Here is a 21,574-nt window from a genome sequence, read left to right as displayed (position 1 = left end):
GATCCCTACGCATACTTGTCCGACGTGCTCACCAGGATCGTCGCAAGACATCCCATGAGCCGCATCGACGACCTCTTGCCCTTCGCCTACGTCAAGCCGAAACCGCTCGATCGCGCCGCGGCCTGACAACATCGCTTACCGCTAAGCTACGAGAAACTTGGCTACAAGAAGTTGCCGTTTCTGACGGGCGGCCCGGCTTGAACTTCAGCCTTGGTCAGCGCGCTATTCTTAGTTGGCTACGAGCAAACACCAAAAGCTACTGCGTCTTTCGACGCTTGAACGCCTGAATATCTGCGTGCGTGAGCCTAAACCACTCCCCATTCGCTCGCCTGTCCTTGAAGCGGTTGTGCCAATACGCCTCGATGCCGGGGGGATCGTCGGTGCGAATGGAATGAACCCAGGCAATCGGTTCTGGTTGAGCGAGACGGAGTTCCTTAGATCGCCGCTCATAGTCGTAGGTGTTGCCGATCTTGTAGTGAGCGCCCGACTTGATGAGGTAGACTAGCCCCTCTTTGATGGTGCCAGCATCCGGCGCCTCCAATTGCTCGGTTTCAGGACCAAGCATCTCTACGATGTCCTGGTGCTCTGGCTTGTCCTCAAGCCATCTCCGGAGGTTGATTAGCAGTTGATCTTTTGAGCCAGCATGTTTGTGAATGGTCGTCTCATTCGGAAAGTCCGAATGTGACGCGCGGTACATCCGCAACTCGGCAAACGTCGGCAGATGACCAAAGTGCCGGGCCGCTTCTATGAATTTGAGGAAGACATAGGTGGGCTCGAACTTCGCTTGATACTCGTTCGGCGCAAAACCCGCCTCTAGCAGCGCGTCACCCCATCGAGCCCAATAGACGCCGCGCCATACGGCCTCGCGTATCCCCGTCTCGCGTTTGAATATAGCCGCCCCCGGCGGCTGACCGCCGTTCAACTGAGCAAGCCTCTTTATCTCGCTGACGATCCGGTCCCGCACGTGTAGCCCTCCCCCGCGAGCAAGCCTACACCAAAACTCGCAGTTCGACCTACGAACCCGTCTTGGCCTTTTCCTGTCTGGCCAATCCACCGTTATCGCTTCCCCTTCCGCTCCAAAGCCCGCATGACCCGCTCCGCGGCCTTCCGTTGTTTCGCCTCGATGGTGTAGGGCCGCGCGCTGGCGGGGCTCGTCTGCCCGAGCACGCCGGCAATGTCGTTCTCGCTGAAGCCAAGATCAGCGGCGTCCTTGCCCAGGCTCTTGCGCAGCCCGTGGAACGTCCGGCCCTTGGACAGCTTGCCGGCTCTGGCCAGTTCGTCCTTGAGCTTCTGGAAGTTGGAGTTGAAGCCCGAGCGCGTGAACTGTTCGCCGCGCTCGTTCACGATTAGGTAGACCGGGACAAGGACCGGCAGCCCGGCTAGGCGCTCGCGCTTCCGCTGGCGCACCACGTCTGCCACAGACAGGATCGCAGACAGGCTCTTCACAACGTAGTGCGTGACGTAGACACCGGGCTTTGACGACTGGCGTTCGATGCGGTCGCCCTTCCATTCGGTCCGCTTCGTCTCGACGACATCCTTGAGCCGCATGCCGGTGTAGAACGCGAGGGCGATGCCCTTGCGCATCCCACCCTCTGCGAGGGCGAGCATCGCCGTCACTTCCTCCGGCGACCACGACGGGTTGGCGACGCCCTGGCCTCGTGCTCCCCTGATCTTGGGGACACCCGCGCCCGGGTTGATGTCCACATAGCCGCGCGGCACCGCCCATGCGAACAGCACAGACATGACCGCAACGAAGTTGTTTGCCATCCAGCGGCCACCGGACGACGTGCGCATCGTTCGTGACGCGCGCTTCCGGGGCGCAGGCGGCAACGCATAGATGGCATCGCGCGCCGCGAGGATCACTCGCGCGTCAAACGCTGTGACCGGCTCGTCACGCCCCGCGTGCGCCGCATCGAAAGCGCGCTCGTAGGACTTCTGCGTGTCCGGCGCCAACGCGCCCCACTCGGGGCTTCGTTTGTACTCGGCGATCAGGCCGCCCAACGTCAGAACGGCAGACGCCACCGGCCGAGCGGGCGCGGTGGCGTCGAGAGCCGAGACTTCGGCGGCGTGTGCGGACGGGTCATCGTTGAGACGACGGCCGGTCCGCCGGTGATAGTAGTACATCCGGTCGCCGACTTTCTGGCGTCGAATGCCCGGCACCATCTCGGATGCGTTCTGCAAGGTCATGCTGCTTCGTAGAACAGCGGACCCGCCTTGTACAAGAGCCCGGTCTAAATCGGGGATTTTACACGTCTAACGTCTGGTAAGTGCTTGATCCATCGAGAACACTACGTGACTGAAAATCGCAGTGTCGGTGGTTCAATTCCGCCCCTGGGCACCATTTCTTCCCTTTAGTTTCAATCACCTAGCTCCTCGGTTCTTTAGAACGGTTCCGAGTTGTCCAAAGTTGTCCGCACGGTTGTCCATGTGGACGTTCCCGGCGCGTTCACGGCCAGCGTTCGCGCGCCGTTCACGTAGGTAGTCGATCAATCCATCGACCTGCCAGGTAGTGGGTCAGTTTGGCTTTTCTGGAACCGGAAGGTAGAGTTCTTCTTCGGCTTTCCCGTCGGGGGGAACTCCTATGAGGACTACCACTAGAGTCGCCGTCGCCGGCATCATGGTGGCGATCTCGTCGGTCGCGTACGGCCAGGAACCCGCAACAGTGGCCGACCTGCTCGCTCAGGGCGGTAAGAAGCTGACGAAGGCGGAAGTGCAGGCCCTGTATTCTGGAGCCTTAGTTTCCGGCGCTGTGTACAGCACAGTACAGAATATTGAATTCAAAAGTCGGACAGCGGCAGATGGCTCCCTCACCGGCGACGTTTGGAACAACGAGAAACCTGAGAGACCTGTCATCAAGATTGCAGGAACGTGGGAAGTAACCGACCTCGGCCAGTATTGTTCTCACATTAAGAACACGCGGGTCGAAAGGGTCACAGCCTGCGGGTACTACTACACACTTGATGGTCGCTTTTATTCTGGCAGTACGGGCGAACCGTCGGAAAGGCTCGTCGAACGCAAGTTCGAGCGGTAGAAGCGGCAAGCGGCGATATGTCGAGTTCTCCTACGTTCATTGGGTGGCCTCCCATTCCTCGACCATCTTCACAACGTCATCCATCATCCAGAGTGTCTTAGATACACCCGCCGCCATCGCCGGGCTCATGCGCAGCGTCTGATGGATGCCAGAGACGGCTAGGGGCCTACAAGGGCGTCTCGATCCCAAACTGACCCACTACCACCTCCCACTGCTCGGGCTCGAAGCCGAGAATTTCTCGGATGAACGCGACCGGATCGCGCCGGTAGTCGGTCATCGCACGACCGGCACGGTGAGCGTCTGGACCGCCTGCGGCCGGCCCGAGGCCGTCGCGTAGATGTGGGCGTCGGCGTCCATCACGGCCTTCTCGCCCTCACAGGAGGCCGCGCCCTTGGCCTGCACGCACGCCACGTAGGCGTCTTTGGACTTCTCGTAGGCGGCCTCGCTGCGCGTCTGGCAGCCGGCGGTGAAGACCACTGCGCAAAGCGCCCCGGCGCGGATTGCCCGCAGCATGCGCAGGTGTAGGTTTCGACAGTGCCAGTCGCGCACGTGAGCGTCGTATCTCATCGCTTACCTGGCTTCTCAAGAGCCCGCATGACCCGCTTGGCAGCCGACCGCTGCTTTGCCTCGACGGTGTAGGGCCGGGCGCTGGCGGGGCTCGTCTGGCCCAGCGCGCCGGCAATGTCGTTCTCCGAGAAGCCGAGATCGGCGGCGTCCCGGCCCAGCGACTTGCGCAGACCGTGGAACGTCCGGCCGGGCCGCAGGCTGCCGGCGGTCTCCAACTACCATCCGATGCTTCCACTCTCGAGTTATCGCGTCGCGCAGTGCCACGACCGTTGGAGTGCCGAACTCGGCAACCGGCTTGCCGCGTTCGGCCCTCAAGCATCCCGTCTCGGGGTGGCCACACGCTCGTAGGTGACTCGCGTCTCAGGCATCAGGGCACTTCCAACCCAATCTCGCAAACGAATACGCGTCCGACAGACGACGCTGTCGCTTACTTCCTCGGCCCATCCCTCACTGTGACAAGTCCTCCGCCATCTCCAAGCGCCCCAGAGCCGCTATCCACAAGCACTTCCCGCACTATGATCGGCCCTAATCACCCACTCGATTCCCTGAGGACCCGGAAATATGAAGTGCTGCCAGAAGAAGCGTCGACGACGTGGACAGAGAGCTTCTTTGCCGCTCCGCCGGGTTCGGGAGTGTCACTGCCAGTAGAGCGGTGTGTTGGTGAGCAGTTCGTTGCGATCTTTGCCGATGATGATGATGTCCTCGAAAAAGGCCGCGCCGACGCCGTCTCTGGCCAGCATCGCTTCAACGCCAAACACCATGCTTTCCGCGACGACATCGCCAAGCATCGACATGGTGCGCCCAATGCGCGGCAGCTCGAAGGTAAGACCGACGCCATGGCCGTAAAACGGGAATGACTTCATGAACGGCGCGGAGGCGCCACCGAAATCCGCCGTCATCTTGTCGCCGACGGCCGCGACGTCGAGCAGCGAGACCCCAGGCCGCATCATGTCACAGAGCACACGGACGATGGAGCTCGTGGCTTCGATCACCTCCCTTTGAGCGGCGTTGGGACCACCGCGGACAGCCGTGCGCCCGGGGTCGAGCCAGTAGCCGTGGTGAAACGCGCCGGTCATGCTGCCCTTCACCATGTCGCCGACCTTCGGCGTGTCGGTGCTGTAGCCTGTGAAGGGGTTGCGGTGGCCCCAACCGATCGTGTCGCCATGGTTGGTGCCCACGGTCTGCAGGCGCGCGCCGCGGCGGATCGCCTCCCGGGAAGCGTCCCCGGCGGCCTCCTGCTCGGACTTTCCTCCCAGAAGCCCTTCCATCAGCTTGTTCAGGCTGATGGTGGCCGTTTCTCCGGCGATCCGATAGCAATCCAGCTCGCGCGCGCTCTTGTACATCCGCACGGCGCGGACGAGATCGTCGGCAGGGATCCACTCGATCCCGGGCGTGCCATCGGTCAGCTGCTGATAATACTTCACCGGAATGAATTCCGTGCCGACGAGCGCGACCCTGCCTTTGATCTTTCGCGCGACCAGTGCGTCGGCGACGCCCTTGAAGGGGTGGCTGTGGCTCGCGACGTCGGGAATGGCCAGGATCTTGGGGCGCGGCGTCGGCTCGTCGATATGGAGCTGGGGCTCGCTGCCGGCGTGAAGGATCACGCCCGCGAAGGAGCGGGCAGACCAGATCGCCGAATCGAGGCCGGCGTTGGTGGCGTAGTGGTTGGCGAGGTAGAGCACGTCACCCGCGTTGTCCATCGTCCCGCCGGCTCGGCCGAAGACGACGGCGGTTTCGAAGCCGCGGGCCTTCATTTCTGCAAGCACGCGATCCCAGCGGCCGTGATACTCGTCCAGGGGAAAATAGCGTTCCATTACTCGACCTTTCTTTCGATGACTGCGCGCAGGAACGCGCGCGTGCGCTCCCGGGCAGGCGCCTTGAAGATGGTGTCGGGAGGTCCTTCCTCGATGATGCGGCCGGCATCCATGACGATGACTCTGTCCGCGACTTGCGCGGCGAAGGCCATCTCGTGCGTCACGATCACCATGGTCATGCCTTCGGACGCAAGCTTCCGCATGACTTCCAGCACCTCGCCGATGAGTTCCGGGTCGAGCGCCGACGTGGCCTCGTCGAACAACATCGCCCGGGGCTGCATGGCGAGCGCGCGAGCGATGGCGACACGCTGCTGCTGGCCGCCGGAGAGCTGGTGTGGATAGTGGTGCGCCTTCGCCGTGAGATTCATCTTCTGCAACAGCGCATGAGCGCGGTCGGCGGCCTCGCTCCTGGACACGCCGCGGACGCGATAGGGGCCTTGCATGATGTTCTGCAGCGCCGTCAGCGTCGGGAACAGATTGAAGCGTTGGAAGACCATGCCGAGTTCCAGGCGCACGTTGCGCAGCGCGGTCCGATCCATCTTGCCGCGGGCGATGGTCGCCTGGTCTTGCAGAGTGATCCCGTCGACCACGATCCGCCCCGCGTTGATCGTTTCCAGCCCATTGAGGGTCCTGATCAAGGTCGTCTTGCCCGATCCGCTGGGGCCGATCACGACGACGACCTCGCCGCGGCTCACCGTGAGGTCCACGTCCTTCAGAACCTCGACAGGACCGAAGCTCTTGCACACGCCGCGCGCCTCGATCATTGGTGCGGTGCCATTCCCACTGTCGACCATGATATTCTCGGGGGGACTCCAGGTGGGCTGACACTAGACCGGTAGAGTGTCGACAGGCTGGTGGGGGGAACGCCTCAGCGTGATGTCGAGCTTCCGCTCCAGACGCCGGACGGCGATGCTGGTCGGGTAGCAGATGGCTGCGTAGAAGATGCCGATCACCGCATAGACCTTCATGTACTCGAAGGTCTCGGACGCGATCAGCTGAGCGGAGAACAACAGCTCGACCACCGACACCGTCGAGGCCAGCGCACTGTCCTTGAAGAGAGCGATCGCATAGTTGCCAGTCGAGGGAAGGGCGATCCGGGCAGCCTGCGGCAGGATCGTGTAGCGCATCGCCTCGGACCACGACATCGCCAGCGCGCTGGAAGCCTCCCATTGCCCGCGGTCGACGGCGAGGATCGCGGCCCGGAAGACCTCGCTGAGATAGGCGCCGACGCAGAGCCCGAGGCTGATCACGCCGGCCATCATCGGCGAAAGCCTGATGCCCACCGCCGGCAACGCAAAGTAGGCAAAGAAGAGCTGCAGGATCATCGGCGTGCAGCGGAAGGTCTCCAGATAGATCGTCGCCGGAATGTAGAGAATCTTCAGGGCAGGATTGAGCCGCATGGCGGAGATGACGAGCGCCACCACGAGCGACAGCGCAAACGACAGGATGGTGAGCGTGACCGTGAACTTGAGCCCATCCAACAAGCGGGGCATCCAGTCGAGGATTTGATCCATGGCTAGAGCTCCGCTTCGGGCAGTCGTGGTTCAGGCAGGCGGCGCGTCGTCATTCCGGGCGCAGGAAGACCTCGGCCGGCTTGAACCCGCGAGCCTCGAACAGGCCCTTGATCGTGCCGTTGGCGAGCAACTCGGCATAGACCTTGTTGAAGGTCGTCGCGAAGGACTTGTACTTCGGGTTGATCGGAATCGCGGCACCGTTGGCGGCGCGGTTGGGCGAAACGTAGCCCGGTGCGATCTCGAACTTCAGGTTGGGATCTTTCGACAGGGTGTACAGGCCCGCATACTGATCGACCAGGCCACCGTCCACGCGTCCTGCGATGATGTCCTGCAAGACGAGATCGCTCGTCGCATAGAGACGGATGTCGATCGACTTGCCGGCAGGGCATTCCTTGCTCGCCTTTTCGAGAATGCTGACCCACACCGTGCCCTTGTAGGTCGCACCCGTATGACCGCACAGGCCGGCCAGCGACTTGATGCCGAGCGGATTGCCCTTGGCGATGAACAAGGCCTCCGAATTGTAGAACAGGACATTGGTGAACAGGATCTGCTTGGCGCGCGCCGGCGTGATGAACATGCTGTTGGCCGCCAGATCGGCTTTGTCGGACAGCAGTGCCGGTATGATGCTGTCAAAGGGCATGACGATCGGATGGACAGTCGCCTCGATGCCCGCCCTCTTCAGGAAAGCCCGTACGATGTCAGGCATGATGCCGTCCGCCTGGCCGGCAGCGTCCACTGTGGACCACGCCGGCGACTGTCCGACGATTGCTTCCAGCCGTTTGGTCGCCTTGATCTTGGCCATGAGGTCGTCGTCGGCCATGGCAGGCGTCGCGACGGCCGCGCTGGCGGCAAGCAAGCCGATGAAGGATGCGAGGCGATGACCGAAGGTTTTCAAGGCGTTCTCCCTATGACTGGTTGTGGCGCTGCAATGGTGCATACGGGTGGATGACAACATTGTATCAAGTAAACAGAACGATACAATTTCAGATCGAGCAATCGCCGGGCCAGATCCAGGGCAGAGACCAGGGGGGCCACCTCAAGCCGCGGCCCCTGCACCCGAAGCGCTCCGATGGCGCATGGCATTGGTGAGGTGGGTGCGCATCAGGTCGGACGCCTCGGGAAGTGTGCCGGCGATCATGGCTTCCATGATGTCGAGATGCTCCTTCAGCCAGATCACCATGCGGCTTTCGTCCGGCGCGTCTCGGTACTCGAGGAGCTGGCGCAGCCGGTTGTGCTGGGTCACGCCGGAGTGAAAGAAAGGGTTCCCGGCGCAGGTCGCAATGACTTCGTGAAAGGCGGCATCGACCTTGAAGGCGAGGCGGCCAGTACGCTCCGCTGATGGTAGGCCGAGGAGGCGGAGGTGTTCGTCGCGGCAGCTGCGGATCAGGTCGCGGCGAACGGCGAAGGTCGGAAGCAGGAGCAGCTGTGGCTCCGTCGCCAGTCGATAGTGGTAGCTGGCGAGGCTGGCCTCGTTGCTGAGCAGGAAGGGGTTGAAGCGCCATGCGCCGGGCTTTTCGGCGACAATCACCTTCTCCTCGCTGAGTGAAGCGATGACGTTGCGCGCCAGGCGCCCGCTCACGCGATAGTGGGCCATGAGATCGCGTTCCGAGAACAGCGCCGGCAGCACGCCGTTGAGGTGGTCGGTCGCCACGCGCTCGAATAGCGCGTTCTCGTCGAATGTCGGGAATTCGAGGCTGGCCACGAACAGGGCATGGGCCGGGCGGGCGAGGAAATAGCCGCGATGAGCGATCTTCTCGACCAGTCCCTCGGCGTGGAGATCGACGAGCGCCTTGCGCACGGGGGTTCGGGAGACCTCGAGGGCGTCAGCGAGATGCTGCTCGGTGAGATGGGCGCCTTCCGGAAGGTCTTCCGTCACGATGTAGTTCAGGAGCCGCCGGATCAACGGGCCCCGGTCGGTTTCCAGTGCCCGGCCATCCCTTCCGGGCCTCGTTGCGGAGGCAGCCTTTTCGAATGGCGGGCGGTGGTCCTTCATGGCAGCCCAGATTTTCGGCAACGGTCGGAATCTTGCTGCTTATTGTATCAATTCGATTGAGCGATACAATCTTATTTGCCATACGGGTGAAGGTCGGACGATTGCCGCTCGAAGGATAGAGAAGAGCCCATGTCAAAAGAGGTGCTTCTTCGCTGGATCGACGAAGACAGGGACAAGCTGATCGGCTTTCTCGGTCGTTTTGTTCGTGCGCCAAGCCCCAATCCGCCCGGAGACACGCGGGCTGCGACGTCGGTGATCGCCAACTATCTCGAGGAGCAAGGGCTCGACTACGAGATCGTCGAGCCGTTGGCCAACGCGCCGAACGTCGTTGCAAGCTTTGTCGCCGCCAGGCCGGGGCGTCATCTCGTCTTCAACGGCCATATCGACGTCTACCCGTGTGACGATGCGGACCGCTGGACACATCCGCCTTGGAGTGGCGAGCTCGCGGAGGGCAAGCTCTTCGGACGGGGCAGCAGCGACATGAAGAACGGAACGGCGTCGCTTCTGTTCGTCTATGCCTATCTTCACCGGCTACGCGATGAGCTGGCAGGACGTCTTACGTTCACTGCAGTGTCCGATGAAGAGACGGGCGGCACGTGGGGTGCGCAGTACCTCGTGGATCAACGGCCTGTTCAGGGCGATTGCCTACTCAACGCCGAGCCTGGTGCGCCCACGACAATCCGCTTCGGCGAGAAAGGTGCGCTGCGACTTCGCTTCACGGTTCGGACATCGGGCTGTCATGGCGCCTATACGCACAAGAGCAAGAGCGCGACGAAGATTGCGGCCGCGCTGATCGGCGACCTGGAAGCTATCGCCGAGTTGCCGGTGCCGATGGCATCCAACATCGCGGCCTCGTTGAGCGAGGCCGCCGACGAGATCGATCGCATTCACGTCAGGGGTGCTGCGAAAGTCATCCGCGAATACACGGTCAACATGGGTGTCGTGCGCGGTGGCATCAAGACGAACATGCTGCCGGGTGTTTGTTCGCTGGATGTCGACATCCGGGTGCCCGTGGGAGCCACCAACGATGCGGCGCGCTCGAAGGTGATGGAGATCCTTGCGGGGTACCCGGAAGTCTCCGTGGAAACCATCAACGAGTCGGAGCCGAGCTGGTCGGATCCGGACCATGAAATGGTGCACTGCTTGCGTAATGGTTGCGAACGCGTAAGCGGAGCTGCGCCCTTCACGATCACCAGCCTTGGGGCGACGGATGCTCGCAAGTGGCGGGCCAAGGGCATTCCCTCCTTCACCTACGGCACCACGGCGACCAACGTCGCCATGGCCGACGAGCACACGGTGATCGAGGAATGGCTGAACGTCGTGAAGGTCCATGCGCTGGCCGCCTACGACTACCTGCGGGCAGGTTGAACATGTCGCACGCGGACGTGAAGCAACAGCTGCTTCGACAAATCGACGAGGATCGCGCGCTTCTCACGCGGTTTCTCAGCGACTTCGTGCGTGCCAGAAGCCCCAACCCACCGGGGGATACCAGGGAGGCAGCGTCCTGCATTTCGCGTTTCCTCGACGAGCGCCGGGTGACCTACAAGACGATCGCGCCGAATCCCTCGATGCCGAATATCGTGGCCAGCTTCGATGGCAATGCACCGGGCAAGCACCTGGTTCTCAATGGACATATCGATGTCTTCCCCCTGTCGCGCGAAGAGGACTGGACCCACGATCCCTGGGGCGGAGAGATCGTCGACGGCCGAGTGTACGGCGTCGGCTGCAGCGACATGAAGCAGGGCACGGCGTCGATGGTCTTCGCTTTCGCCTACCTCCACGCCATTCGCGACCAGCTCAGGGGCCGGCTTACGCTAACGGCTGTTTCCGACGAGGAGACATTCGGTCCGTGGGGCGCGCGCTATCTCATGGAGCACCATCCGGAGGTGATCGGCGATTGTTGTCTCAACGCCGAGCCCGGCGCTCCCACGACGATTCGCATCGGCGAAAAGGCTCCATTGTGGATCACCTTTACGGTCGAGACACCGGGCGCACACGCTGCCTACACTCACAAGAGCGAGAGTGCGATCAAGATTGCGGCTCGGCTGATCGCCGACCTCGAAGCCGTTTGCGACATACCGGTCGATCTGCCCGCTCCCGTCGCCAGGTCCCTTGCCGTCGGGGCCGCCGAGATCGATCGCGTGCACGCGGCGGGGGCTGCCGACATCATGGGGAAGATAACGCTCAACATCGGCATCTTCGACGGCGGCACGTTGGTTAACATGTTGCCGGGCCACTGTCGGGTCGAAGCCGACATCCGTTTGCCGTTCGGCATGACCAAGGAGCCGGTGCTAGCCAGGATTCGCGAAATCCTGGAGCGCTATCCGCAGGTGAAGATGGACGTTGCTATGGATTCGGCAAGACCGGCCTGGTCGGACCCCGATCACGAGCTCGTCCAACACATCCGACGGAACGCGAAAGCGATTGCCGGCATCGACGCGTTGCCGATCACGAGCTTGGCTGGGACCGATGCACGGCTGTGGAGGTACGCCGGGGTTCCTGCATTCAGCTACGGTACCACAGCAACCAATGTAGCGATGCCTGACGAGCATACCGACATCGATGAGTGGATCGCGGTGATCAAGACGCAACTGGCCTCGATTTACGACTATCTCACAGATGACGTCGTGGCCGAGACGAACACGTAGGCCGTAACGCGCTCGGAATGGGGGATTCGACCTTGGGAAAGCAGCTTCCTGTTGATGTTCATGTCGGCACACGCGTGCGTCAGCGGCGCGCGCTTCTCGGCATGAGCCAAACGAGCCTGGGCAATGCCGTTGGTCTCACGTTCCAACAGATCCAAAAATACGAGCGCGGCTCGAATCGCATCGGCGCCAGCCGGCTCTACGAGTTTGCCAGAGTGCTGGACGTACCGGTGTCGTATTTCTTCGACGAGATGCCGTCGACGGTGCGGTCGGGGCGCTCGACGACTGCACGTGGCCGCAAGAGGGGCGGAGAGGCCGGTGTGCCACTTGATCTAGAGAAGGATCCGCTCGTTAAACGTGAGACGCTTGAGCTGGTGCGTGCGTATTACAAGATTCGCGAAGACGAAGTGCGCAATCGCATATTTGAGCTGGTCAAGGCGGTGGGCGCAACTGGCCAGGCTGAGGTCTTGGTCAGTCGCAAGGGAAGCAAGGTCTGACCCGAGGCACTGCCATCGGTGTGGTTCGTCTGCGCACTGCAAGCCCTCCCAAGTGCATCTTGCCGAGTGGACGAGGTACGCCCACGGACCCCTGAAGAAGAACGCGCGTCGGGGCCCTCTGGAATGGTTCGTTGCCGTCAGTCAGTTCGACGTGATGTTGTTGCGTGCGATGATGGCGAGCCACTGGCGGTTATGGCGCTCCAGCAGGGCCGCAAGTTGCTCGGAGGTGCTGCTGGTCGCGCGAATGCCAGCCTTCTCCATGGCCTCCCGATACGACGGATCGGCCACGGCACGCGCGAGCGCCGCCGCGAGCTTGTCGATGACGGGTCGCGGCGTGCCGGCGGGCGCCACGAGGCCGAAGAAGATCTCGAAGGTCAATTCGGGCACGCCCGCCTCGGCGACGGTCGGGGTGTCCGGCACGGCCGGATCGCGCGTCGGGGTCGTCACGGCAAGACCTTTCAGCTTGCCGGACTTCATGAGAGCGGAGGACGTCGATGTCGCGCCCATCATCATGTCGACCTGGTCAGCCGCGAGCGCATTCAGGCCGTCGATCTCGCCCTTGTAAGGCACGTGCAGCATATCGATGCCGGCCGCAGCCTTGAACACCTCGCCCATGAGATGGGGCGCACTGCCGTTGCCGGCGGAGGCAAAAGTGAGCTTGCCCGGTTGCGCCTTCGCAAGCGCGATCAAGTCCGCGACGCTGGAAACTGGCAGGCCAGGCCGGATCACCATGACCCATGACGAGATCGCTGCGAGACCGACCGGGGCGAAGCTCTTCAACGGATCGTAAGGTGGGCTCTTGATGAGATGCGGCGCCACGGACATCGGGCTGTTGCCGCCCCAGCCAAGCGTGTAGCCGTCGGGGGCCGCGCTGGCGACGCTTGCCATCCCGATCATGCCGCTGGCGCCCGCACGGTTCATCACCACGAAGGGCTGGCCGAGTTCCCTGGAGAGAAGCTGGGCAATGACCCGCGCCGACAGGTCGGTCGCGCCGCCTGCCGTGAAGGGAACGACGATGGTGACCGGCTTGCTGGGGTAGTCCTGCTGTGCCGAGGCGCCGGCCGCGGCGAGCAGGGTGGCCGCAGGCAGGATGGCGGGAAACAGACCGAGCAATCCCGCAATCCGGCGGCGGTGAATTGACGTCATGGCTTGCGCTTCGTCCCTCATGCTGGTCCCCTCAGGGGGCTTCAATGGTCAGGCCATTAAAGGCCTATGCCGGCGGTATGCGCAACCCATCGGCTGACTTGCCAGCGGACATCCCCGCCGCAGCTCAGAACGCGGCACGGAGTGCCGCGCTCCTGGCAATGAACCTCCTCGTGATGCGGACGCCTGGACCGAAGCCGGCAGCGGCAGGTCGAGCGCCGGCGTGCGGCGCAGCTCGCGGCAGCGGGTCCTGTCGTCGAACGACCGGGCGCGATGCATGGTGCAGAGATTGTCCCGGATCATCCCGATGAGTCGGCGCGACACCAAGCGGGAATGAGTCGCCGATTTGACAACGGGTTCCGCCATCGGGAAGGTCGCGGCATGGAGTACGGCATCAATCTCGCCACCGCGGCGGATTCCTGGAAGGTGGTGAAGCGCGCCGAGGAGCTGGGCTTCACCCGCGCCTGGTTCTACGACACGCAATTGCTCAACGCGGAGATCTTCGTCGCCATGGGCGCGGCCGCTGTGACGACGTCCAAAATCCGCCTGGGAACCGGCGTGCTGATCCCGACGAACCGCATCGCCCCGGTCGCGGCCAGCGGCCTCATGTCGCTCAATGCGCTCGCGCCGGGACGTATCGACTTCGGCATCTCGACCGGCTTCACCGCCCGGCGCACCATGGGGCTCGGTCCGGTGCGGCTGGCCGACATGCGGCGCTACATCGACGAGGTGCAGCGGCTGATCGCCGGCGAGACGGTGGAATGGGAGCTCGAGGGCGCCCGGCGCAAGATGCGCTTCCTGAGCCTCGATGTCGGCGTGGTCAACAACCGCGACCCGATCCCGCTGCACATCTCCGCATTGGGCCCGCGCGCCCGCGCGCTGACGGCCGAGCTCGGCGCCCATTGGATCAACGCCGTCGGTCCCATCGATGCGGCGAAGGCCTCTGTCGCGGCCATGCAGGCCGCATGGCGCTCGGCCGGCATCGACCCGGCAACGCAGGTCGTCACCGCCTTCTGCGGCGGCTGCGTGCTGGCCGACGGCGAGCCGTTCGACAGCCCGCGCGCCCGCGCGCAGGCCGGCCCGCACGCCACCGTCGCCTTGCACAATCTGGTCGAGGCCGAGCAGTTCGGCAATTTCGGTCGCGGCGTCCCGCCGGCGCTGTCGCCCCTGGTCGAGCAATATCGCAGGATCTACGAGCGTTACGAGCCGGCCGACGCGCGCTACCTGGAGAACCACCGCGGCCACCTGATGTTCCTGCGCCCGGAGGAGCATCAGGTCTGCACCCCCGAGCTGATTCGCGCCGTGACCATCACCGGCACCAGGCCGACGATCCGCGACCGGCTGCGCGAGCTGCAGGGTGCCGGCTACACCGACTTCTCGATCCACATTCGCCATGGCCATCCCGGGATGCTGGAGGAATGGGCTGACGTGATCGCCGGTGTCTGACGCAAGCGTCCCTGCGGCTTCGGCACGAAGCAGTTCGTCGATCTCGTGCGCGCCGGGCGGCCGATCTACGCTCGTCGTCATCGGGTCCTCCATGAAAGGAAAAATCGCATGAACAACAGTTGGCGCGCCGATCCGCTCGTCTGGGGCCATGGCCCCACCGTCCTCGAGGTGTTCCTGGAGCCAACCTGCCCGTTTTCGGTCAAGGCCTTCGGCAAGCTCGACGGGCTGCTCGACCAGGTCGGAGAGGACCGCCTCACCGTCAAGCTGCGACTTCAATCGCAGCCCTGGCACATGTACTCGGGCGTCATCGTACGCTGCATCCTGGCAGCCTCTACCCTGGCAACGGGCAAGGCCGCGGCGAAATCCGTCATGGCGGCAGTCGCCGCCCACCGCGTGGAGTTCGAGTTCGATCGCCATTGCGGCGGGCCGAATCTCGAGACGACGCCCAACGGGATCATCCGGCGCATCGAGCGCTACAGCGGCCTCGAGCTGGCCGCGGCCTTTGCGATCCCCGACCTCGACCGCGAAATCAAGTGGCACTGCAAGTACGCCCGGCAGAACGGGATCCATGTGTCGCCGACCTTCATGATCGACGGGCTGGTCCGGGTCGACATGAGCAGTGGCGATTCCATCGCCGATTGGGCGTCTCGCCTGCCCGCTTGATCCCAATGACCACGCGCCTCAGCAACCTGCCCCCGACCAGGATCGAAAAGCTCGAGACGTTCCTGATCGAGCGCTGGTGCCTGCTGCGCATCCATTGCGAGGACGGCACGGTTGGCACCGGCGAGGCGGGGGTGCACGGCTGGCCTCGGCCGACCGCCGCCATGATCGACGCGATGAAGTCGTATCTCGTGGGACGCGATCCCTCGACGATCGAGCATCACGCGCAGGCGCTGCAGCGGCACTCGCACTTCATGGGCGCGCTGGTCGGCGGCGCCATCTCGGCGATCGACATCGCGCTGTGGGACATCAAGGCCAAGCGCTACGGCGTGCCGATCTACGAGCTGATGGGCGGCAAGACGCGCGACCGCGTGCGCTGCTACATGCACGCGAAGGGCAACACGCTCGACGAGCTGGTGGCCGATGCCGTGGCCAAGAAGCGCCAGGGCTTCACGGCGATCCGCTTCTCGCCTTTCGCGGCCGACTATCATCTGCGCAAATCCTTCGAGGAATGGGTGAGCGAAGCCGAGCGGCGCGTCGGCGCGGTGCACGAGGCGCTCCAGGGCGACGCCGACATCTGCATCGAGCTGCACCGCCAGATGAACCCGGCCGAATCGATTGCGCTCGGACAGCGCCTGCAAAGATTCCATCCGTACTTCTATGAAGATCCGATGCTGCCCGACAGTCCGGCGATGATGGGCGACGTGCAGGCACGGAGCGGGTTGCCGGTGGCGACGGGCGAGCGCTTCTCGTCGATCTTTCAGTTCCAGGAGCTGCTGGCGAACAACGGCTGTTCCTACGTCCGGCCCGACGTCTGCCTCTGCATGGGGCTCACCGGGAGCAAGAAGGTGGCGGCAATGGCCGAAGCCCACCACGTCAAGGTGATCCCGCACAATCCTCTGTCGCCGATCTCGACGGCGGCCTGCGTGCAGCTCGACGCGTGCATTCCGAACTTCGCGCTGCAGGAATACACTGGCGAATCGGATCCGCCCAAGCGCGACATGGTCGTGCAGCCTTTGGCGTTGAAGGACGGCTACCTCGAGGTCCCGGATGCGCCGGGCCTCGGCATCGAGCTGAACGACACCGCCCTGGCGCGGCTCGGGCTGCGCGACGTGGTGACCGAGCCGCCGATCGGACGGGATGGGTCGGTACAGGACTGGTGAGGGTGCGGGCGAAGCTCATGCTCGAACGATCGGCTCGATGCTCTGCGCGAGAGGCTTCCCGTTTCATGGGATAGCCTGGGGTGTCGCCGTCTTACGGCGACGGAGGAACCATGAATCATGACTTCCGCCCCCTCCGCCCCCGTATGACGGATCATCTCCTCCGCCAAGCCGGGGAGGAGAATGAAGAGCGTGCCTCTGTGCGACTGTCCCGGGACGCCGGCTATTTCTTCTCCATGTTCCAGAATACCGTGACCGGCGAGGCGACGGTGCCGGTGACCGACTTGCGGCTTGCCGAAGGCTGCACGAACTGGCCGAGCGGCACGGTGATGCCGAGGTCGAGCACCCGCTTCTGCACCTTCTCGGCGAGCTCGCGCTGCTGCCTGGGATCGTTGCTGCCCGCGAACGCCATGCGCAGCTTCTCGATCTCCTCGTCGATTGGCCAGCCGAACTGCGCGCGGTCGCCGGTCGCCTCGGTGTAGTGGTTGACGATCGGGTCGGAGAGCAGGACCGTCGCCGCCGCGGTCATCGAGATGTTCCAGCCGCCTTTGTCGACCGGGTCCTTCTTGGCACGGCGCGTGACCTGGGTCTGCCAGTCCATCGACTGCACGTCGACCTTGAAGCCGCCCTTCTCCAGCAGGCTCTTGGCGACCGGCGCGAGGTTGATGTGGGTGTTGATGTCGGTGGTCTGCAGCACGACGATCGGCTTGCCGTCGTAGCCCGCTTCCTTGAGGAGCTTCCGCGACTCCTCGAAGTTCGATTGCAGGATGCCGTCCGAGCCGGCGGTTGTCTCGAACGTCGCGCCGCAGCCGAACATTGCCTTGCATTCCTTGAAGTAGCGCGGATCGCCGATATTGGCCTTCAGGAAGTCGAGCTGGTTCAAGGCATACTCGGCGGCACGGCGGACCTTGAGATTGTCGAACGGCGGCTGCTTCCAGTTGAAACGCAGCACGTAGGTGCTGCCCAGATGGTCGGGGATGCGGATGTCGACGTTCTTGTCCTTCTCCAGCACCGGCAGCAGGTCGTGCGCCACCGTCTCGATCATGTCGATCTCGCCCGAGATCAGCGCATTGACCGCGGTCTGGCCGTCGGGGATGGAGATCCATTCGACGCGGTCGAGCTTGGCGACCTTGCCTCCGGCCAGGCTCGACGGCAGCTCGCTGCGCGGCTTGTAGTCGGGATTGCGGACATAGACGACCTTCTCGCCCGGCTTCCATTCATCCTTCTTGAAGATGAATGGGCCCGAGCCCGTGGTGTCGGCGATCTGCTGGCTGATCGGCAGCTCGGCGACCCTCTTGGGCATGACGAAAAGCGGCACCGACGCCGTCTTGGCGAGCGTCTTCAACACCAGGCCGAAGGGCTCCTTGAGCACGATTCTGAACGTGCGGTCGTCGACCGCGTTCATCGACTGCGTCACCTTGGCGAGCAGGCCTCCCTGCACGTCCTTGTCGGTGAACCGCTTGATCGAGGGCAGGACGTCGGCCGAGGTGACGGGGGTTCCGTCGTGCCACCTGAGCCCGTCGCGCAGCTTGAAGGTCCAGGTGAGCTTGTCGTCGCTCACCGTCCAGCTCTCGACCATCTGCGGCTGCGGCTCGAGCTTGGCATCGAGCGCGAACAGCTGGTCGTAGATCAGGTAGCCGTGGTTGCGCACGATGTAGGCGGTGGTCCAGACCGGATCGATGATCTTGAGGTCCGAATGCATCACCACCTTGAGCGTCCCGAGCTGCTGCGCCAGCGCTGGTCCAGCCAGCAGAAGGGCCGACAGAGCGAGACATGAACGACGCAGCATGGGCAGCCTCCCTACAGATTCATCTTCACTGCAGTGAAGGTCGCCAGCCTCTCGCGGTCAAGCCCGCCGACGGCCCGCGGGGCGGCAATCGGCTGCCCGCAACGCACGAGAGGCCGACCGCGCGGAAGGTCACGCCGTGCACCACAGCCGAGGCAGGGAGCCGTCGCGCGCCTGGCGCTCGAGCTCGGCCTGGGCGTCGCGTCCGGTGAGCAGGACGATGTCGATCAGCGCAGCGCCGATCGGAAAACGCCGCAGCGCGTGCCAGGTGCCGCGATGGAGCACGCCCGCCACCGAGCCATCCATGCGAAACGCGTTCATGTCCCATTCGGCTCGAGCCTGGATGCAGGCTTCTGCGCGTCGCCGGGTATCGCCGCCAAGGCCGCACGGGCCGCGCATCGGCAGACGTCCATCACCCCTTTTACCAACTCCGCGTGGGTGCGTGCGTCGATGCGGGCGCTGTCTGAAATGTAGGCGGCGATACTGCCGCCATCTGGTCCCGGCGCATCGTAGATCGCCTCGGCTACCTGCTCGACAAGCTCATCGGCTTCTTTCATTACGCAAACTCCGCCACGCGACCAACTGGCGACCATCATCGCACATGTCCGATCGTCACGCCTGAGTCTTGAACGCCGGGAGCCTGCCGGGCCAACCGGCTTGCCGATCAGCCGAGGTTGAGGCGGTGGCCTGAACAAGGCTGCGTCAGCGCCCCCGCAAGTAGGCGCCGATGCCTGCCACTCCCGCCAGCCCCGTCATGACGAGGGCTGCGGTGCAAGCGCGCCGTGCCTCGCCGGGCCCGGGATGACGGACCGACCGCCATGGGTTGGTCCTCACCAGGCCGCCGGCAAGGACGCACCACGCGCCGAGCGATATGCCGACCAGCAAGAGAAACACCGCCATCCAGAACACGACGTCGATCTCCTTCACATCCTGCCAAGTGAGCTCCGGACAGAAGAAGTTGTCGCACATTCGATGCGTGGTCGTCTGCCCCCGACGGCACGCCGCAGGAGTTCGACCGCAGCGCCATGGGCGGCTGCGATTGCGGCGCGTTCATCATGTCGCTGACAGGACTGCCGGGCAGGCACCGGGTTGGCGGCTTCAGCGCCGCCATTGGCGAGCGAGTGTCACCATCTGCCGGTTTGCCATTGCCTCGAGCACCGTCGCCCGCCGATCGAGCACCACTGCTCCTTCACGGACTTGAAGCCGATCGCACAGTCCCGTGAGCCGTGCGGCCTTCGCTCGCGTCCGGGCGGCGCGCTCCCTGTCCGTCTTGGCGCGCTCGAGCAGGTCCGTAACGTCAAGCATGTCAGCCCCCATTCAATGGCCCCGGCATGTCGTCCTTTGCACCCTCAGCGGGTTTCAATGGGGAATGTCGGGGTATCGTCAGTGTCGTGCCGCATCCCGGAAGGGAACCACGACAGGTTGCTCATGACTGCCGATCTGGAAACCGGTTTGGGCGAAATGGTGTCCGTAGGGTAACTTCGAAGACAGGTTCGCCGTTCTTGGGAGAGTTCCATGCCGTTCTATCGGAAGGGTGACGTCCGCATCCGCTACGAGGAGACCGGCTCGGGCTTCCCGCTGCTGGTCGTCCCAGGCGGCGGATTGAATTCGCGCATCAGCAACTGGCAGACGGCCGTCATCAATGCGATGGCAGAGTTCAAGAACGACTTCCGCTGCATCACCATGGACCAGCGCAATGCCAATGGCGGCGAGTCCACCGGTCCGGTCCCGGTCGACAATGCGTGGGACGCCTTCGCCGACGACCAGCTCGGGCTGATGGACCATCTCGGGATCCGCGAATTCTTCTTCATGGGCTACTGCATCGGCGGCTGCTTCGCCGGCAAGCTGCTGCAGCGTGCACCGCGCCGCGTGGTGGCCGCCGTGTTCTGCCAGACCGTGGGCCATCGGCCCGAAGACCCTGATGTCATGGATCGACACAGCCGGCAGAACTGGCTCGGCGATTTCCGCGAACGCCGGCCCGAGGTGTCGGCGGAGACGATCGAAAAATACTTCCACAGCCTCTATCGCATGCAGCCTGATTTCCTCTACAGCGTGCCGCGCGACTTCATCGCCGGCTGCCGCACGCCGCTCCTGGTCCTGCCGGACGACACGGCGTCGCATCCGCTGCAGACCTCGATCGACGTTGCGTCGCTCGCGCCCAACGCCGAGATCACGGTCTTCCCGTGGCGCGAGCCGCCGGACCTCAAGGTCCGCACGATCGACCGCGTGCGTACGTTCCTCAAGTCGCACCTTCCGATGAGGGCGGCGGCGCAGTAGCCGCCTCGCCTAGCCTGACGTCGCAGAGGCGGGTTCGCGCCGGTCCAACCTTTCGCCCGCAGGAGGAGAACGTCATGCAGATCGGCTTCAATGCGCCCACCACAGGTCCGCTGATCGAGCCCGACAGCCTGATCCGGATCGTCACCGAAGGGGAGGCGCTGGGCTTCGACTACGTCACGATCAGCGACCACATCATGGTGCCTCGCAACCTGCACTCGAAGTATCCTTACACCGGGACCGGCGAGTTCCCGGCGGGCGCTTCGGCCGCGTGGCTCGAGCAGCTCACGACCGCGGCCTTCGTCGCCGGGCTGACCAGGAAGCTGCGCTTCGTGCTGTCGGTCATGGTGGTGCCGCACCGTCCGGCCGTGCTGACCGCCAAGGTGCTGTCGACCATCGACTACCTCTCCAAGGGCCGGCTGACCTTGGGCATCGGTGTCGGCTGGTGCCGCGAGGAGTTCGAGGCAATCGGCGCCGCCCCGTTCGACGATCGGGGCAACGTGACCGACGAATGGATGGCAGCGTGCCAGGAACTGTGGACCGCGGAGGCGCCGAAATTCGCCGGCAAGTATGTGAAGTTCGACGATGTGGTCTTCACGCCCAAGCCGGTGCAGAAGCCGATCCCGATCTGGGTGGGCGGGGAAAGCGCGCCCGCGCTCCGTCGCACCGTCCGGTATGCCCATGGCTGGTATCCCGTGGGCACGAACCCGCAGCACCCGATGAACACGGTCTCGACCTTCAAGCGGGGGCTGGAACGCTTCCACGCATTCTGCCAACGCGGCGGCCGCGACCCGAAGGAGATCGCGCTCGCCTTTCGGGTGCTCTCCGGCCCCGGCGTGCGTCCGCGCGCGACCATCGACGGCGAGGCCGAGCTGTTCACCGGCGGCGACGCCGACTGGGTGGGCGACATCGAGCGGCTTCAGGAGCTCGGCGTCGGCGCGATCGATGTGCGCCTGTTCGGCTATGGCGCGGATCGGACTCTCGTGGGCACGATCGACAACATGCATCGCTTCCGTGACGGCGTGCTGTCGAAGATCGCCTGAA

At 64.0% G+C, this 21,574-nt stretch carries 25 protein-coding genes, 1 tRNA gene and 1 pseudogene; 11 read left to right on the top strand and 16 right to left on the bottom strand.

The annotated features are described in order from the left end of the window. The coding region (locus tag ACILR9_RS17105) for a transposase domain-containing protein (protein ID WP_395709873.1) at window positions 1–126 on the top strand (126 nt) is incomplete at its 5' end. A 130-nt stretch (window positions 127–256) separates the two neighbouring features. Here the strand turns inward: ACILR9_RS17105 and ACILR9_RS17100 are convergent. Then, window positions 257–964 carry a GIY-YIG nuclease family protein gene (locus ACILR9_RS17100; protein WP_395711155.1) on the bottom strand — a complete coding sequence of 236 codons (708 nt, stop codon included), beginning with the start codon at window positions 962–964 and terminating at the stop codon, window positions 257–259. Window positions 965–1,056: 92 nt separating this feature from the next. Then, window positions 1,057–2,187: a tyrosine-type recombinase/integrase gene (locus tag ACILR9_RS17095; protein WP_395711154.1), complete on the bottom strand. Its 1,131-nt coding sequence runs from the start codon at window positions 2,185–2,187 to the stop codon at window positions 1,057–1,059. 76 nt (window positions 2,188–2,263) lie between these two features. Between ACILR9_RS17095 and ACILR9_RS17090 the strand changes: the two genes are divergently transcribed. Further along, window positions 2,264–2,341: transfer RNA gene (locus ACILR9_RS17090), tRNA-Phe, on the top strand. A gap of 321 nt (window positions 2,342–2,662) precedes the next feature. Continuing rightward, complete coding sequence (locus ACILR9_RS17085) at window positions 2,663–3,031, top strand: hypothetical protein (RefSeq protein WP_395711153.1); 369 nt, start codon at window positions 2,663–2,665, stop codon at window positions 3,029–3,031. Window positions 3,032–3,079: 48 nt separating this feature from the next. Here ACILR9_RS17085 and ACILR9_RS17080 read toward each other — a convergent pair. From ACILR9_RS17080 to ACILR9_RS17045, 8 genes and pseudogenes are all read right to left on the bottom strand, one after another. Beyond that, window positions 3,080–3,178, bottom strand: a pseudogene (locus ACILR9_RS17080) (IS1 family transposase); the annotation flags it as partial. Between the two features lie 126 nt (window positions 3,179–3,304). Further along, window positions 3,305–3,598, bottom strand: coding sequence for a hypothetical protein (locus ACILR9_RS17075; protein WP_395711152.1), 294 nt, complete (start codon window positions 3,596–3,598; stop codon window positions 3,305–3,307). Next, window positions 3,595–3,813, bottom strand: a complete 219-nt coding sequence (locus ACILR9_RS17070) for a hypothetical protein (RefSeq protein ID WP_395711151.1) — start codon at window positions 3,811–3,813, stop codon at window positions 3,595–3,597. The genes ACILR9_RS17075 and ACILR9_RS17070 overlap by 4 nt, the downstream gene beginning before the upstream one ends. 420 nt (window positions 3,814–4,233) lie before the next feature. Continuing rightward, window positions 4,234–5,412, bottom strand: coding sequence for a M24 family metallopeptidase (locus ACILR9_RS17065; protein ID WP_395711150.1), 1,179 nt, complete (start codon window positions 5,410–5,412; stop codon window positions 4,234–4,236). Next, window positions 5,412–6,176: an amino acid ABC transporter ATP-binding protein gene (locus ACILR9_RS17060; RefSeq protein ID WP_395711149.1), complete on the bottom strand. Its 765-nt coding sequence runs from the start codon at window positions 6,174–6,176 to the stop codon at window positions 5,412–5,414. The genes ACILR9_RS17065 and ACILR9_RS17060 overlap by 1 nt, the downstream gene beginning before the upstream one ends. A gap of 63 nt (window positions 6,177–6,239) precedes the next feature. Further along, window positions 6,240–6,926 (bottom strand): amino acid ABC transporter permease, encoded by a 687-nt coding sequence (locus ACILR9_RS17055; RefSeq protein WP_395711148.1) that lies wholly within the window; start codon window positions 6,924–6,926, stop codon window positions 6,240–6,242. A gap of 49 nt (window positions 6,927–6,975) precedes the next feature. Beyond that, the gene (locus tag ACILR9_RS17050; RefSeq protein ID WP_395711147.1) at window positions 6,976–7,821 is read right to left on the bottom strand and encodes a substrate-binding periplasmic protein; all 846 of its coding nucleotides are present in this window, start codon (window positions 7,819–7,821) and stop codon (window positions 6,976–6,978) included. Between the two features lie 141 nt (window positions 7,822–7,962). Further along, entirely contained in the window at window positions 7,963–8,829 is an 867-nt protein-coding gene (locus ACILR9_RS17045; RefSeq protein ID WP_395711146.1) for a GntR family transcriptional regulator, read from the bottom strand. 219 nt (window positions 8,830–9,048) lie between these two features. On the opposite strand from ACILR9_RS17045, the gene ACILR9_RS17040 reads away from it, so the two are divergent. Genes ACILR9_RS17040 through ACILR9_RS17030 form a run of 3 tightly spaced genes read left to right on the top strand, consistent with a single transcriptional unit; the run spans window position 9,049 to window position 12,061 of the window. Further along, window positions 9,049–10,287 (top strand): M20/M25/M40 family metallo-hydrolase, encoded by a 1,239-nt coding sequence (locus ACILR9_RS17040; protein ID WP_395711145.1) that lies wholly within the window; start codon window positions 9,049–9,051, stop codon window positions 10,285–10,287. A 2-nt stretch (window positions 10,288–10,289) separates the two neighbouring features. Continuing rightward, entirely contained in the window at window positions 10,290–11,567 is a 1,278-nt protein-coding gene (locus tag ACILR9_RS17035) for a M20/M25/M40 family metallo-hydrolase (RefSeq protein ID WP_395711144.1), read from the top strand. Window positions 11,568–11,599: 32 nt separating this feature from the next. Next, on the top strand, window positions 11,600–12,061 hold the full coding sequence (locus ACILR9_RS17030) for a helix-turn-helix domain-containing protein (protein WP_395711143.1): 462 nt from the start codon (window positions 11,600–11,602) through the stop codon (window positions 12,059–12,061). 141 nt (window positions 12,062–12,202) lie between these two features. On the opposite strand, the gene ACILR9_RS17025 is transcribed toward ACILR9_RS17030, so the two are convergent. Continuing rightward, entirely contained in the window at window positions 12,203–13,207 is a 1,005-nt protein-coding gene (locus ACILR9_RS17025; RefSeq protein ID WP_395711142.1) for a Bug family tripartite tricarboxylate transporter substrate binding protein, read from the bottom strand. Between the two features lie 378 nt (window positions 13,208–13,585). On the opposite strand from ACILR9_RS17025, the gene ACILR9_RS17020 reads away from it, so the two are divergent. From ACILR9_RS17020 to ACILR9_RS17010, 3 genes are all read left to right on the top strand, one after another. Next, on the top strand, window positions 13,586–14,650 hold the full coding sequence (locus ACILR9_RS17020; protein WP_395711141.1) for an LLM class flavin-dependent oxidoreductase: 1,065 nt from the start codon (window positions 13,586–13,588) through the stop codon (window positions 14,648–14,650). A 108-nt stretch (window positions 14,651–14,758) separates the two neighbouring features. Beyond that, on the top strand, window positions 14,759–15,313 hold the full coding sequence (locus tag ACILR9_RS17015; RefSeq protein WP_395711140.1) for a DsbA family protein: 555 nt from the start codon (window positions 14,759–14,761) through the stop codon (window positions 15,311–15,313). Window positions 15,314–15,318: 5 nt separating this feature from the next. Next, a complete protein-coding gene (locus ACILR9_RS17010) occupies window positions 15,319–16,473 on the top strand; it encodes a mandelate racemase/muconate lactonizing enzyme family protein (protein ID WP_395711139.1) in 1,155 nt (384 codons plus the stop codon). 220 nt (window positions 16,474–16,693) lie between these two features. On the opposite strand, the gene ACILR9_RS17005 is transcribed toward ACILR9_RS17010, so the two are convergent. From ACILR9_RS17005 to ACILR9_RS16985, 5 genes are all read right to left on the bottom strand, one after another. Continuing rightward, entirely contained in the window at window positions 16,694–18,259 is a 1,566-nt protein-coding gene (locus ACILR9_RS17005) for an ABC transporter substrate-binding protein (protein WP_395711138.1), read from the bottom strand. 129 nt (window positions 18,260–18,388) lie between these two features. After that, entirely contained in the window at window positions 18,389–18,577 is a 189-nt protein-coding gene (locus ACILR9_RS17000; protein WP_395711137.1) for a hypothetical protein, read from the bottom strand. Beyond that, window positions 18,574–18,813, bottom strand: a complete 240-nt coding sequence (locus tag ACILR9_RS16995) for a hypothetical protein (protein WP_395711136.1) — start codon at window positions 18,811–18,813, stop codon at window positions 18,574–18,576. Before ACILR9_RS16995 ends, ACILR9_RS17000 begins: the two co-directional genes overlap by 4 nt. Window positions 18,814–18,958: 145 nt before the next feature. Beyond that, entirely contained in the window at window positions 18,959–19,225 is a 267-nt protein-coding gene (locus tag ACILR9_RS16990; RefSeq protein ID WP_395711135.1) for a hypothetical protein, read from the bottom strand. A 129-nt stretch (window positions 19,226–19,354) separates the two neighbouring features. After that, a complete protein-coding gene (locus tag ACILR9_RS16985; protein ID WP_395711134.1) occupies window positions 19,355–19,561 on the bottom strand; it encodes a hypothetical protein in 207 nt (68 codons plus the stop codon). Window positions 19,562–19,771: 210 nt separating this feature from the next. Here ACILR9_RS16985 and ACILR9_RS16980 point away from each other — a divergent pair, with 210 nt between their 5' ends. Together ACILR9_RS16980 and ACILR9_RS16975 are read left to right on the top strand one after the other, a co-directional pair. After that, entirely contained in the window at window positions 19,772–20,533 is a 762-nt protein-coding gene (locus ACILR9_RS16980) for an alpha/beta fold hydrolase (protein WP_395711133.1), read from the top strand. A gap of 74 nt (window positions 20,534–20,607) precedes the next feature. Beyond that, window positions 20,608–21,573: a TIGR03619 family F420-dependent LLM class oxidoreductase gene (locus ACILR9_RS16975; protein ID WP_395711132.1), complete on the top strand. Its 966-nt coding sequence runs from the start codon at window positions 20,608–20,610 to the stop codon at window positions 21,571–21,573. Window position 21,574 lies beyond the last annotated feature (1 nt).

Source organism: Reyranella sp., from assembly GCF_044224635.1.
Taxonomy (GTDB): Bacteria; Pseudomonadota; Alphaproteobacteria; order Reyranellales; family Reyranellaceae; genus Reyranella.
Note: the sequence above shows the minus strand (reverse complement) of the source record. Positions and strands in the feature narration are given on the sequence as shown.

What these genes read in the sequence shown, in the direction of transcription:
- ACILR9_RS17095 (WP_395711154.1), bottom strand. Translation starts at nt 2,187, where the DNA reads ATGACCTTGCAGAACGCATCCGAGATGGTGCCGGGCATTCGACGCCAG.
- ACILR9_RS17075 (WP_395711152.1), bottom strand. Translation starts at nt 3,598, where the DNA reads ATGAGATACGACGCTCACGTGCGCGACTGGCACTGTCGAAACCTACAC.
- ACILR9_RS17065 (WP_395711150.1), bottom strand. Translation starts at nt 5,412, where the DNA reads ATGGAACGCTATTTTCCCCTGGACGAGTATCACGGCCGCTGGGATCGC.
- ACILR9_RS17060 (WP_395711149.1), bottom strand. Translation starts at nt 6,176, where the DNA reads ATGATCGAGGCGCGCGGCGTGTGCAAGAGCTTCGGTCCTGTCGAGGTT.
- ACILR9_RS17055 (WP_395711148.1), bottom strand. Translation starts at nt 6,926, where the DNA reads ATGGATCAAATCCTCGACTGGATGCCCCGCTTGTTGGATGGGCTCAAG.
- ACILR9_RS17040 (WP_395711145.1), top strand. Translation starts at nt 9,049, where the DNA reads ATGTCAAAAGAGGTGCTTCTTCGCTGGATCGACGAAGACAGGGACAAG.
- ACILR9_RS17035 (WP_395711144.1), top strand. Translation starts at nt 10,290, where the DNA reads ATGTCGCACGCGGACGTGAAGCAACAGCTGCTTCGACAAATCGACGAG.
- ACILR9_RS17025 (WP_395711142.1), bottom strand. Translation starts at nt 13,207, where the DNA reads ATGACGTCAATTCACCGCCGCCGGATTGCGGGATTGCTCGGTCTGTTT.
- ACILR9_RS17020 (WP_395711141.1), top strand. Translation starts at nt 13,586, where the DNA reads ATGGAGTACGGCATCAATCTCGCCACCGCGGCGGATTCCTGGAAGGTG.
- ACILR9_RS17015 (WP_395711140.1), top strand. Translation starts at nt 14,759, where the DNA reads ATGAACAACAGTTGGCGCGCCGATCCGCTCGTCTGGGGCCATGGCCCC.
- ACILR9_RS17010 (WP_395711139.1), top strand. Translation starts at nt 15,319, where the DNA reads ATGACCACGCGCCTCAGCAACCTGCCCCCGACCAGGATCGAAAAGCTC.
- ACILR9_RS17005 (WP_395711138.1), bottom strand. Translation starts at nt 18,259, where the DNA reads ATGCTGCGTCGTTCATGTCTCGCTCTGTCGGCCCTTCTGCTGGCTGGA.
- ACILR9_RS17000 (WP_395711137.1), bottom strand. Translation starts at nt 18,577, where the DNA reads ATGAACGCGTTTCGCATGGATGGCTCGGTGGCGGGCGTGCTCCATCGC.
- ACILR9_RS16995 (WP_395711136.1), bottom strand. Translation starts at nt 18,813, where the DNA reads ATGAAAGAAGCCGATGAGCTTGTCGAGCAGGTAGCCGAGGCGATCTAC.
- ACILR9_RS16990 (WP_395711135.1), bottom strand. Translation starts at nt 19,225, where the DNA reads ATGTGCGACAACTTCTTCTGTCCGGAGCTCACTTGGCAGGATGTGAAG.
- ACILR9_RS16985 (WP_395711134.1), bottom strand. Translation starts at nt 19,561, where the DNA reads ATGCTTGACGTTACGGACCTGCTCGAGCGCGCCAAGACGGACAGGGAG.
- ACILR9_RS16980 (WP_395711133.1), top strand. Translation starts at nt 19,772, where the DNA reads ATGCCGTTCTATCGGAAGGGTGACGTCCGCATCCGCTACGAGGAGACC.
- ACILR9_RS16975 (WP_395711132.1), top strand. Translation starts at nt 20,608, where the DNA reads ATGCAGATCGGCTTCAATGCGCCCACCACAGGTCCGCTGATCGAGCCC.